The sequence below is a fragment of the Stutzerimonas kunmingensis genome (genome assembly GCF_032106285.1).
Taxonomy (GTDB): domain Bacteria; phylum Pseudomonadota; class Gammaproteobacteria; order Pseudomonadales; family Pseudomonadaceae; genus Stutzerimonas; species Stutzerimonas kunmingensis_B.
The window spans coordinates 23120-33349 of sequence record NZ_DAMCPO010000020.1 but is presented as its reverse complement, the minus strand read 5'-3'; the positions used below and the strand labels follow the sequence as shown (position 1 = coordinate 33349).

At 61.3% G+C, this 10230-nt stretch carries 11 protein-coding genes and 1 tRNA gene (1 of these 12 running past the window's edge); 9 read left to right on the top strand and 3 right to left on the bottom strand.

Annotation, left to right across the window (positions count from 1 at the left end):
• Positions 1-23 (bottom strand) — tRNA-Met (locus RT582_RS15960) (it extends 154 nt beyond the left edge of the window).
• 399 nt (positions 24-422) lie between these two features.
• On the opposite strand from RT582_RS15960, the gene RT582_RS15950 reads away from it, so the two are divergent.
• From RT582_RS15950 to RT582_RS15940, 3 genes are all read left to right on the top strand, one after another.
• The gene (locus RT582_RS15950) at positions 423-743 is read left to right on the top strand and encodes a hypothetical protein (RefSeq protein WP_313478442.1); all 321 of its coding nucleotides are present in this window, start codon (positions 423-425) and stop codon (positions 741-743) included.
• Positions 744-771: 28 nt separating this feature from the next.
• Positions 772-1071: a hypothetical protein gene (locus tag RT582_RS15945; RefSeq protein ID WP_044315759.1), complete on the top strand. Its 300-nt coding sequence runs from the start codon at positions 772-774 to the stop codon at positions 1069-1071.
• 79 nt (positions 1072-1150) lie between these two features.
• The gene (locus tag RT582_RS15940; protein WP_312724831.1) at positions 1151-2125 is read left to right on the top strand and encodes a tRNA dihydrouridine synthase; all 975 of its coding nucleotides are present in this window, start codon (positions 1151-1153) and stop codon (positions 2123-2125) included.
• Between the two features lie 5 nt (positions 2126-2130).
• Here the strand turns inward: RT582_RS15940 and RT582_RS15935 are convergent, their stop codons facing one another.
• Positions 2131-2877, bottom strand: a complete 747-nt coding sequence (locus RT582_RS15935; RefSeq protein WP_312724832.1) for an SDR family oxidoreductase — start codon at positions 2875-2877, stop codon at positions 2131-2133.
• 130 nt (positions 2878-3007) lie between these two features.
• On the opposite strand from RT582_RS15935, the gene RT582_RS15930 reads away from it, so the two are divergent.
• A complete protein-coding gene (locus tag RT582_RS15930; RefSeq protein WP_044315760.1) occupies positions 3008-3454 on the top strand; it encodes an Hsp20 family protein in 447 nt (148 codons plus the stop codon).
• 57 nt (positions 3455-3511) lie between these two features.
• On the opposite strand, the gene RT582_RS15925 is transcribed toward RT582_RS15930, so the two are convergent.
• Positions 3512-4387 carry a LysR family transcriptional regulator gene (locus tag RT582_RS15925; protein WP_003301352.1) on the bottom strand — a complete coding sequence of 292 codons (876 nt, stop codon included), beginning with the start codon at positions 4385-4387 and terminating at the stop codon, positions 3512-3514.
• Between the two features lie 153 nt (positions 4388-4540).
• On the opposite strand from RT582_RS15925, the gene leuC reads away from it, so the two are divergent.
• From leuC to RT582_RS15900, 5 genes are all read left to right on the top strand, one after another.
• On the top strand, positions 4541-5968 hold the full coding sequence (leuC, locus tag RT582_RS15920; protein WP_221103704.1) for a 3-isopropylmalate dehydratase large subunit: 1428 nt from the start codon (positions 4541-4543) through the stop codon (positions 5966-5968).
• Positions 5969-5979: 11 nt separating this feature from the next.
• Complete coding sequence (gene leuD, locus RT582_RS15915; protein WP_313478438.1) at positions 5980-6627, top strand: 3-isopropylmalate dehydratase small subunit; 648 nt, start codon at positions 5980-5982, stop codon at positions 6625-6627.
• A 96-nt stretch (positions 6628-6723) separates the two neighbouring features.
• Positions 6724-7806, top strand: a complete 1083-nt coding sequence (leuB, locus tag RT582_RS15910; protein WP_104097434.1) for a 3-isopropylmalate dehydrogenase — start codon at positions 6724-6726, stop codon at positions 7804-7806.
• 54 nt (positions 7807-7860) lie between these two features.
• Positions 7861-8973 (top strand): aspartate-semialdehyde dehydrogenase, encoded by a 1113-nt coding sequence (asd, locus tag RT582_RS15905; protein ID WP_003301359.1) that lies wholly within the window; start codon positions 7861-7863, stop codon positions 8971-8973.
• A gap of 135 nt (positions 8974-9108) precedes the next feature.
• Positions 9109-10119: an aspartate-semialdehyde dehydrogenase gene (locus RT582_RS15900; protein WP_312724835.1), complete on the top strand. Its 1011-nt coding sequence runs from the start codon at positions 9109-9111 to the stop codon at positions 10117-10119.
• The last annotated feature ends 111 nt before the right edge of the window (positions 10120-10230 follow it).

The following is a 10230-nucleotide window of genomic DNA, read 5'->3' as shown; positions in this document are numbered from 1 at the left end:
CTACCAGACTGCTCCATCCCGCGACGCGCATTCTACAGCTTTAAACGCGGCTGTCACGGGTTTATTTGAAATCAGATGGAAATACCGGTCAGGCGTGCCATGAGGGCAGGGTGCCGGGAGCTGCTGGCTGGTGTGGCAGACACTGTTTGATTGCCGGGCGAGCCTGCGGCGGGTGATGGCGACGAGCGATCCTCGTCATGCCCCAGAGCATGGAGAGCGCTACCGACAGCCAACCCAGGATCATCATCAGGAGTATCAGCGCAGGTTCCATCTGGAGCTTCCTCTTTGAATCCAATATTCGTCCTTGTGGTTGTTACCCCGCTCGCTGAAAGCGGTTCCGGCATGCCATCGGTCGCTCGCCGGCGCACTCGTTGGAATCGCCGCTGCCCAAGTATCAAGTGGATGATGCGGAGGTGTCGGACATGCGTATTCAGCTTGGTGTGCTGGTTGCAGCGCTTGCTTCAACAGTCAGCGCGCAGGATCTGGAATTACCGTTCGCTGATATCCCGTTGGCTCAGAACACGGGCGCGGCGGATCGCGGCGCCGCCGGCAATGGCTCGATGGGCATTGGCGACGGTATCGACTATCTGGAGGATGACCAGGGCCAGTCTGAGGCAGGTGACGCATCCTCCAAGAAGCCAGCGGTGGAGCGGTACGATGACACGGCCGAACCCGGCCATGGTGGCAATGAGACTGACATGGAGCACCGTCGCCGTCCCAAATTGGAAAGAAGTAGTGATTAACGCAGTCGTTCAGCGATAGGAGGTAGCCATGAATCGGGCACTCACAGCGGTAACAGTATTGCTTCTGGCGGGTTCTGCGGGGGCGTACGCCGGTTCGGCGGAGAACGCCGATGACACTCGTCGTCCGGGAGCTGCAAACGAAAGCTCGGTTGAATCGAGCGAGCGTTCCGACCAGCACAGCGAAAAGTCGGAAGGCCATGACAGTCGGGACCACAAGGCGCAGCAGGGCAGTGACCTGGGCACCATGGGAACGGGCAATACCGGAACCACAGGCGGCATGGGTGCTACCACGGGAACCGACACCATTGGTGGGACCATCGAAGAATAGCCCGCTACCGGCCACGCAACATTCATAAAGGAGTCAGGCATCCGTACAATGCCCAACTTTCAACATCTATTGGCTTGGTATGCAGATCGCTTTGGCGCCCATGGAGGGGCTGGTCGACGAAATCCTTCGCGACGTTCTGACTCGGATGGGTGGTGTCGACTGGTGCGTCACCGAGTTCATCCGAGTCTCTGATCGTCTGCTGCCGCAAAGCAGCTTTCGCAAACTTGCACCCGAATTGCAGGCTGGCGCCGTTACTCGCGCCGGAACCCCTGTGCGCGTTCAATTATTGGGCTCCGATCCTGCCTGTCTGGCTGATAACGCTGCCTATGCCTGCTCACTGGGTGCGCCTGCTATCGATCTGAATTTCGGCTGCCCGGCCAAGACGGTAAACAAATCGCGCGGTGGGGCCATCCTGCTCAGGGAGCCTGATTTGCTGCACGCCATCCTCTGTGAGGTACGGCGAACTGTGCCGGCGCACATCCCGGTCACCGCCAAGATGCGCCTGGGTTTCGACAGCCCGGACGGTGCACTCGATTGCGCTCGGGCGCTGGTGGACGGCGGGGCGGGTCAGTTGGTGGTGCATGCGCGAACGAAGGTCGAAGGCTACAAGCCGCCGGCGCATTGGGAATGGGTGGCTCGCGTGCAGGAAGTGGTCGCGGTGCCGGTGTACGCCAATGGCGATATCTGGTCGCTGGAAGACTGGCGTCGCTGTCGAGAGGTCAGCGGCGCGGAGAACATCATGTTGGGCCGCGGCCTGGTTTCGCGGCCAGACCTGGCACGGCAGATCGCCGCCGCTGAACAGGGGCAAAGCATCGCCGAGATGAGCTGGGCAGAGTTTCAACCCACGCTGGTGGACTTCTGGCAGCAGGCGCGGGGCAAGATCGCACCACGCTATGCGCCCGGCAGACTGAAGCAGTGGCTGGCCTTGCTTACGCGTAACTACCCCGAGGCGGTGGCGCTGTTCGCCGCACTGCGCCGGGAGAACGATTGCGCGCGGATCGACGCGATGCTCGGCGTCGATACCGTCGGTATTCCGGTGGCGGCGCTGGGTTAGGCCGATCAGCGTCCGCCGCTGACGTCCAGCAACGCGCCGGTGGTATAGCTGGCGTGCTCACTGGCGAGCCAGAGTATGGCTTCGGCAACTTCCTCGGCTTTCCCGCCGCGCCCCATGGGCACGCTTGCCTTGACCCGCTCGATGCGATCCGGCTCGCCCCCGCTGGCGTGAATCTCGGTATCGATCACGCCGGGTCGTACCGCATTCACCCGAATGCCTTCGCCGGCCACTTCCCTGGCCAGCCCGACCGTCATGCTGTCGATGGCGCCCTTGGCCGCGGCATAGTCGATGTACTCCCCAGGTGCGCCAAGTTGCGCGGCGATCGAGGACAGGTTGATGATCGAACCACCCTGGCCGCCATGCTGATTGGACATGCGCTTGATCGCCTCGCGCGCACATAGAAAGCTGCCGATGACATTGGCACCGAGCACGCGCGTCCAGCGGGCGGCGTCCATCTGCTCCAGGCGCATCTGCTGTTCGAGCATGCCGGCGTTGTTGACCAGCACATCGAGGCGGCCGAACTCGCGATCAATCATCTCGAACATCTGCACCACCTGACCCTCGTCGGCGACATCAGCCTTGACCGTGATTGCCGATACGCCCGCAGCGTGGACCTGTTCGAGCACCTGTTTCACCGCGTCTTCGCGTTGGTGATAATTGAGGCACAGTGCGTAGCCCTGGTGCGCCGCCAGCCGGGCAGCGGCGGCGCCGATACCACGACTGGCACCCGTGATCAGCATGACTCTGGACATGGTGTTACCTCTTGTCGGCAGGCTTGTTTCATACGCCTTGAAATCTGCAGAACGGTTCCTATCTAAGGCTCAGCGGGATGCCGAAGCCGGGTCCCGCATGTTTCAACTCGCTGATTTCAGGAGGTTTATCATGAGTTCGTTTCCCATGGCCCCTCTGTTCCGGCAATCCGTGGGCTTCGATCGTTTCAACGACCTGTTCGAGTCCGCCCTGCGCAACGACACCGGCAGCTCGTATCCACCCTATAACATCGAGAAACACGGTGACGACCAGTATCGAATCGTGGTCGCGGCCGCCGGCTTCGAGGAGTCCGACCTCGATCTGCAGGTCGAGCGCAGCGTGCTGACCATCAGTGGCGGGCCGCGCGAAAGCGAGGCCGAGAATGTCACCTATCTGCATCAGGGCATCGCTCAGCGGGCGTTCAAGTTGTCGTTCCGGCTAGCCGACCACATCGAGGTGAAAGGCGCTGCGCTGAACAGTGGCCTGCTCAACATCGACCTGGTGCGCGTGGTGCCGGAAGAGGCCAAGCCCAAGCGCATCCCCATCAATGCCGATCAACGGCCCGCGCTGGAGGGTTGATCTGCAAGGAAGAGAAGGGCGCCATAGGGCGCCCTTTCTTGTAGTTGTCTCGTCTGGTCAGTCACCGCGTTCAGCATCCAGTAGCGCCATGAAAGCCCTGGCCGCATTGGACAGGGTGCGTTCCCTGTGCACGATGTAGCCAAGTTGCCGGGTCAGCTGAATGCCCGGCAGAGGCAGGCTGACCACCTGTTCGTCGAGCATGCTGCGCGGCAGTACGCTCCAGGCGATCCCGATGGAGACCATCATCTTGATGGTTTCCATATAGTTGGTGCTCATGGTGATATTGGGCGTCAGGCCCTCACGCTCGAACAGTCGCTGGGCGATGTGGTGAGTGAAGGTGTTGCCGCCGGGAAAGACGGCAGGATGGCCGGCGACATCGGCCAGACGAATATCCGCCTTGCCCGCCAGCGGGTGCTCGGGCGCGACAACGAAATCCAGCGGGTCGTCCCATACCTTCATTGCCCGGACCGGCTCGGCAGTCTGCGGCGCCAGGGTGATGACCGCCAGTTCGGCGCGGCCATGCAGCACTTCGTCGTAGGCGACTTCTGAATCGAGAAAACGAATATCCAGGCTGACCTGCGGATAAGCGCGGGTGAACGCGCGTAGCAAGGGCGGCAGGCGATGCAGGCCGATGTGATGGCTGGTCGCCAGGCTCAGCCGGCCGCCAATGTCGCCGTTGAGGTTGGTCAAGGCGCGGCGGGTGTCGTCCAGTACATTCAAAATCTGATAGGCCCGCGGCAGCAGGGCTCTTCCTGCCTCGGTCAGGCCAATCTCGCGGCCGAGCCGGTCGAACAGGCGCACGTCCAGCTGCGATTCCAATGCGGCGATGCGTTTGCTGACTGCAGGCTGGGTCAGATGCAGGCGCTCCGCGGCCAAGGAAAAGCTGCCCGTTTCCGCGATGGCGATAAAGGCATTGAGGTTGGCCAGGTCCATGAACGATCTCTATCCGGTGATGATTCGGATTCCTGTAGGGAATGCTTGGGATGAAAAATATGAATTTGAGTAATTGAATGCAAGTCCCTAGCATCGTCCCCATAAGCGCAAGGGCTATTCGCCCCGCATAGAAAGCAGATGAGGAAAAGTCCGATGGCCGGCAAGACGCTCTACGACAAGCTCTGGGAAATGCACGAGGTGAAACGTCGCGACGATGGTTCGTCGCTGATCTACATCGACCGCCACATCCTGCATGAAGTGACTTCGCCACAAGCGTTCGAAGGTCTGCGTCTGGCCAATCGCAATCCATGGCGCATCGACGCCAATATCGCCACGCCGGACCACAACGTGCCGACCACCAAGGGCGAGCGTCAGGGCGGCCTGGAAGCCATCGCCGACGAGGTCTCGCGCATCCAGGTGCAGACGCTGGACGAGAACTGCGATGACTTCGGCATCCTCGAATTCAAGATGAACGATGTGCGTCAGGGCATCGTCCACGTCATCGGCCCGGAGCAGGGCGCGACACTGCCCGGCATGACCGTGGTTTGCGGTGATTCGCATACCTCCACCCACGGCGCCTTCGGCGCGCTGGCCCACGGCATCGGCACCTCCGAGGTCGAGCATGTGCTCGCCACCCAGTGCCTGGTCGCCAAGAAGATGAAGAACATGCAGGTGCGCGTCGAAGGCAAGTTGCCGTTCGGCGTCACCGCGAAGGACATCGTGCTGGCGGTGATCGGCAAGATCGGCACCGCTGGCGGTAACGGCCATGCCCTGGAATTCGCCGGCAGCGCGATTCGCGATCTGTCCATGGAAGGGCGCATGACCATCTGCAACATGTCCATCGAAGCCGGTGCCCGCGTAGGCATGGTGGCGGTGGATGAAAAGACCATCGCCTACGTCGAAGGGCGTCCGTTCGCGCCGAAGGGCGACGACTGGGACAAGGCGGTCGAGCTGTGGAAAGGCCTGGTCTCCGATGTCGACGCGGTGTTCGACACCGTCGTCGAGCTCAAGGCCGAGGACATCAAGCCGCAGGTCAGCTGGGGCACTTCGCCGGAAATGGTGCTGGCTGTCGATCAGAGCGTGCCGGACCCCGCCGCCGAAGCCGACCCGGTCAAGCGCGATTCCATCGTTCGTGCGCTGAAGTACATGGGCCTGGCGGCCAACCAGCCGATCACCGATATCAAGCTGGATCGCGTGTTCATTGGTTCCTGCACCAACTCGCGGATCGAGGACCTGCGTGCCGCGGCTGAGGTCGCCAAAGGGCGCAAGGTGGCGGCGAACGTCAAGCAGGCCATGGTGGTGCCGGGCTCCGGCCTGGTGAAGCAGCAGGCCGAGGCTGAAGGGTTGGACAAGATCTTCGTCGAGGCTGGCTTCGAGTGGCGCGAACCGGGCTGCTCCATGTGCCTGGCGATGAACCCGGACAAGCTGGGCAGCGGCGAGCATTGCGCCTCGACTTCCAACCGCAACTTCGAGGGGCGTCAGGGCGCTGGTGGCCGCACACACCTGGTCAGCCCGGCCATGGCGGCCGCTGCGGCGGTAACCGGCCATTTCATCGATGTACGCGAACTGGTCCAGGCCTGAGGAGATAACGGATGAAAGCCTTTACCCAACACACCGGCCTGGTCTGTCCGCTGGATCGTGCCAACGTCGATACCGATCAGATCATTCCGAAGCAGTTTCTCAAGTCCATCAAGCGCACCGGCTTTGGCCCTAATCTGTTCGATGAGTGGCGCTACCTGGACGTCGGTCAGCCGAATCAGGATTGCTCGCAGCGTCCGGTGAACAAGGACTTCGTGCTGAACTTCCCGCGCTACCAGGGCGCCAGCGTGCTGCTGGCGCGTGAGAACTTCGGCTGCGGCTCCTCCCGCGAGCACGCGCCGTGGGCCCTGGAGGAGTACGGTTTCCGTACGATCATCGCGCCGAGCTTTGCCGACATTTTCTACAACAACAGCTTCAAGAACGGCCTGCTGCCGATCGTGCTGAAGGAAGAGGAAGTCGATGAGCTGTTCGCACAGGCCGAAGCCAGCGAAGGCTACCAGCTGACCGTGGACCTCGCTGCGCAGGTCGTGACAGGCCCGGACGGCAAGCAGTACGACTTTGAAGTCGATGCCTTCCGCAAGCACTGCCTGCTCAACGGCCTCGACGATATCGGCCTGACGCTGCAAGACGCGGACGCGATCAAGGCGTTTGAGACCCGTCACCAGCAGAGCCAGCCATGGCTGTTCGGCGCCATCAAGTGAGATAAGGGCAGGGTGGATGATGCGTCATCCATCCACTTGCAGGGTTTCGGTGGATGAACACAACGGCGTCCACCCAAGTGAAAATCGAGGAATGTGATGAGTAAACAGATTCTGGTTCTGCCCGGTGATGGTATCGGCCCGGAGATCATGGCCGAGGCGGTCAAGGTTCTGCAGCTGGCCAATGACAAGTTCCAACTGGACTTCGAGCTGAGCTATGACGAGTTGGGTGGCGCAGCGGTCGACAAATATGGCGTGCCGCTGGCCGACGAAACCCTTGCGCGTGCACGTGCTGCCGATGCCATTCTGCTTGGCGCGGTGGGAGGTCCGAAGTGGGACAAGATCGATCCGGCCATTCGTCCCGAGCGCGGTCTGCTGAAGATTCGCTCCGAGCTGGGGCTGTTCGGTAACCTGCGTCCGGCACTGCTCTACCCGCAACTGGCCGATGCCTCGTCGCTGAAGCATGAGATCGTGGCCGGTCTGGATATCCTCATCGTTCGCGAGTTGACCGGCGGCATCTATTTCGGCAAGCCGCGCGAAAGCAAGGTGCTGGAGAACGGTGAGCGCATGGCGTACGACACGCTGCCGTACAGTGAAAGCGAAATCCGTCGCATCGCCAAGGTCGGCTTCGACATGGCGATGGTGCGCAACAAGAAGCTCTGTTCGGTGGACAAGGCCAACGTGCTGGCGTCCAGCCAGCTGTGGCGTGCTGTGGTCGAGGAAGTGGCCAAGGACTATCCCGAGATCGAGCTGAGCCACATGTACGTCGACAATGCGGCGATGCAGCTGGTGCGCGCACCGAAGCAGTTCGACGTGATCGTCACCGACAACATGTTTGGCGACATCCTCTCCGACGAGGCATCGATGCTGACCGGTTCCATTGGCATGCTGCCGTCCGCCTCGCTGGATGCGGGCAACAAGGGCATGTACGAGCCATGCCACGGTTCAGCGCCGGATATCGCTGGCCAGGGCATCGCCAATCCGTTGGCGACCATCCTGTCCGTTTCGATGATGCTGCGTTACAGCTTCAATCAGGTAGCGGCAGCCGATGCCATCGAGCAGGCGGTGAGTGATGTGCTCGATCAGGGCCTGCGTACCGGTGATATCTGGTCGGAAGGCTGTACCAAGGTCGGTACTCAGGCGATGGGCGACGCAGTAGTCGCGGCCCTCGCGAAGTTGTAATCTTCTGGCCCGCCTTAATCTGCGCGGGCCACTTTTTCTATAGGTGTAGTTGCGATGAAACGTGTAGGTCTGATCGGTTGGCGCGGTATGGTCGGTTCCGTGCTCATGCAGCGGATGCTGGAAGAGCGGGATTTCGACCTGATCGAGCCCGTGTTCTTCACCACTTCCAATGTCGGCGGCCAGGGCCCCGATATTGGCAAGGAAACCGCTGCGCTGAAGGACGCCTACAGCATCGACGAGCTGAAAGGCCTCGATGTGATCCTGACGTGTCAGGGCGGCGACTACACCAATGAAGTCTTCCCCAAGCTGCGTGAAGCGGGCTGGCAGGGCTACTGGATCGACGCGGCGTCCTCGCTGCGTATGCAGGACGATGCGGTGATCGTGCTCGATCCGGTGAATCGTCGCGTGATCGACCAGCAGCTGGACGCCGGCACCAAGAACTATATCGGTGGCAACTGCACGGTCAGCCTGGCGCTGATGGGCCTCGGCGGTCTGTTCGAAGCTGGGTTGGTGGAGTGGATGAGCGCCATGACCTATCAGGCGGCGTCCGGTGCCGGCGCGCAGAACATGCGCGAGCTGATCAAGCAGATGGGTGCCATCAATGCCGCTGTCGCCGATGACCTGGCCAATCCCGCCAGCGCGATCCTGGATATCGACCGTAAGGTGGCTGAAACCCAGCGTAGCGAAGCATTCCCGGTCGACAATTTCGGCGTGCCGCTGGCCGGCAGCCTGATTCCTTACATCGACAAGGAGTTGCCGAATGGGCAGAGCCGCGAAGAGTGGAAGGCGCAGGCTGAGACCAACAAGATCCTTGGTCGATTCAAGAGTCCGATCCCGGTTGACGGCATCTGCGTGCGCGTGGGTGCCATGCGCTGCCACAGCCAGGCGCTGACCATCAAGCTGAACAAGGATGTGCCGATCTCCGATATCGAAGGGCTGATCAGCCAGCACAATCCCTGGGTCAAACTGGTGCCGAATCATCGTGATGCCAGCATGCAGGAACTGAGTCCGGCCGCAGTCACCGGAACGCTAAGCGTGCCGGTCGGCCGTCTGCGCAAGCTCAACATGGGCTCGCACTACCTGGGCGCGTTCACCGTGGGCGACCAGCTGCTGTGGGGCGCCGCGGAGCCGCTGCGGCGCATGCTGCGTATCCTGCTGGAGCGTTGATGCGCTCTCGATGAAGTGCCAGACGCCGCGACTTGTTCGCGGCGTTTTCGTTTATGCGATGTGCCGCTCGGCGGCGCTGGTTGCAGTGGTCTGCCATTTCGCTACAGTGCCGGTCCTTAGTGCGTGGAGGTGACGATGCCCACAGGTGTCGGTGTTGCGGTCGTAGGTGCGGTCAGCCTGGTAGGCGAAGCACTGGTCGAGGTGCTCGAGGAGCGTGCGTTTCCGGTTTCAGAGTTGCATCTGTTGGACGACAGCGAGGGTGTCGGGCACACGGTGCCGTTCAAGGGGCGGAATTTGCGTGTTGGCGAGGCGGATCGCTTCGGCTTCAATCGGGCGCAGCTGGTGTTTCTGGTCGGTGCCTCGGCATTGCTGAGCGAGTGCCGCGTCAAGGCATTAGCAGCCGGCTGCCGAGTCGTCGATCTGTCAGCCTCGATTCCCGTCGAGCAACAGCTGTGCGTGGTGCCAGAGGTTAACGGCGGGCTGCTCGATTCGTTGCCCGATCAGCGCGCCATTGCCAGTCCACTGCCTGAAGCGGTCGCCCTGGCCATTGCATTGAAGCCGATCCGGCAACAGCTGGATTTGCATCGCGTGACTGTTACAGCCTGTCTGCCAGTGTCCAGCCGTGGCTCGGCAGGTGTGAAGGAGCTAGCCCGGCAGACATCCGAATTGCTCAATGCGCGACCTTTGGAGCCCCGAATATTCGGCCGGCAGATGGCTTTCAATATGCTCGCACAAGCCGAGGCGGTCGACGCGCAAGGATACGGAGCGCAGGAACGGCGTCTGGTTGAAGAGCTTCGTCAGCTCCTGGATATGCCTGAACTCGCCGTCTCTGTTACGTTCGTTCAAGCTCCGGTGTTCTTTGGAGAGAGCCTCATCGTCTCGTTGCAGGGTGGCGTCGAGGCCGATATGCCAGCGCTGTCTGCGGCTCTCGACGCGGCGCAAGGGGTTGAGCTGGTGGAGTCGGACGACTATCCGACGGCGGTTGGTGACGCAGTCGGGCAGGAGGCGATCTATGTTGGAAGACTTCGCAGAGGCATCTGTGATCCACGGGAAGTCAATTTGTGGATTGTGTCTGATAACGTGCGAAAAGGCGCGGCACTAAACGCTGTGCAGTCTGGTGAGTTGTTGATAAAAGACTATCTGTAAAAGATACTTACTGGTAATTCAAAGAATATTTCTAGCCGATGCGCTGAACGGCTTATCGCTGATGGGGAGCCACCGCCAGGTGGCGCGGGCAGTGACATAAGACCCTCTCGT

What these genes read in the sequence shown, in the direction of transcription:
- RT582_RS15950 (WP_313478442.1), top strand. Translation starts at nt 423, where the DNA reads ATGCGTATTCAGCTTGGTGTGCTGGTTGCAGCGCTTGCTTCAACAGTC.
- RT582_RS15945 (WP_044315759.1), top strand. Translation starts at nt 772, where the DNA reads ATGAATCGGGCACTCACAGCGGTAACAGTATTGCTTCTGGCGGGTTCT.
- RT582_RS15940 (WP_312724831.1), top strand. Translation starts at nt 1,151, where the DNA reads ATGCAGATCGCTTTGGCGCCCATGGAGGGGCTGGTCGACGAAATCCTT.
- RT582_RS15935 (WP_312724832.1), bottom strand. Translation starts at nt 2,877, where the DNA reads ATGTCCAGAGTCATGCTGATCACGGGTGCCAGTCGTGGTATCGGCGCC.
- RT582_RS15930 (WP_044315760.1), top strand. Translation starts at nt 3,008, where the DNA reads ATGAGTTCGTTTCCCATGGCCCCTCTGTTCCGGCAATCCGTGGGCTTC.
- RT582_RS15925 (WP_003301352.1), bottom strand. Translation starts at nt 4,387, where the DNA reads ATGGACCTGGCCAACCTCAATGCCTTTATCGCCATCGCGGAAACGGGC.
- leuC (WP_221103704.1), top strand. Translation starts at nt 4,541, where the DNA reads ATGGCCGGCAAGACGCTCTACGACAAGCTCTGGGAAATGCACGAGGTG.
- leuD (WP_313478438.1), top strand. Translation starts at nt 5,980, where the DNA reads ATGAAAGCCTTTACCCAACACACCGGCCTGGTCTGTCCGCTGGATCGT.
- leuB (WP_104097434.1), top strand. Translation starts at nt 6,724, where the DNA reads ATGAGTAAACAGATTCTGGTTCTGCCCGGTGATGGTATCGGCCCGGAG.
- asd (WP_003301359.1), top strand. Translation starts at nt 7,861, where the DNA reads ATGAAACGTGTAGGTCTGATCGGTTGGCGCGGTATGGTCGGTTCCGTG.
- RT582_RS15900 (WP_312724835.1), top strand. Translation starts at nt 9,109, where the DNA reads ATGCCCACAGGTGTCGGTGTTGCGGTCGTAGGTGCGGTCAGCCTGGTA.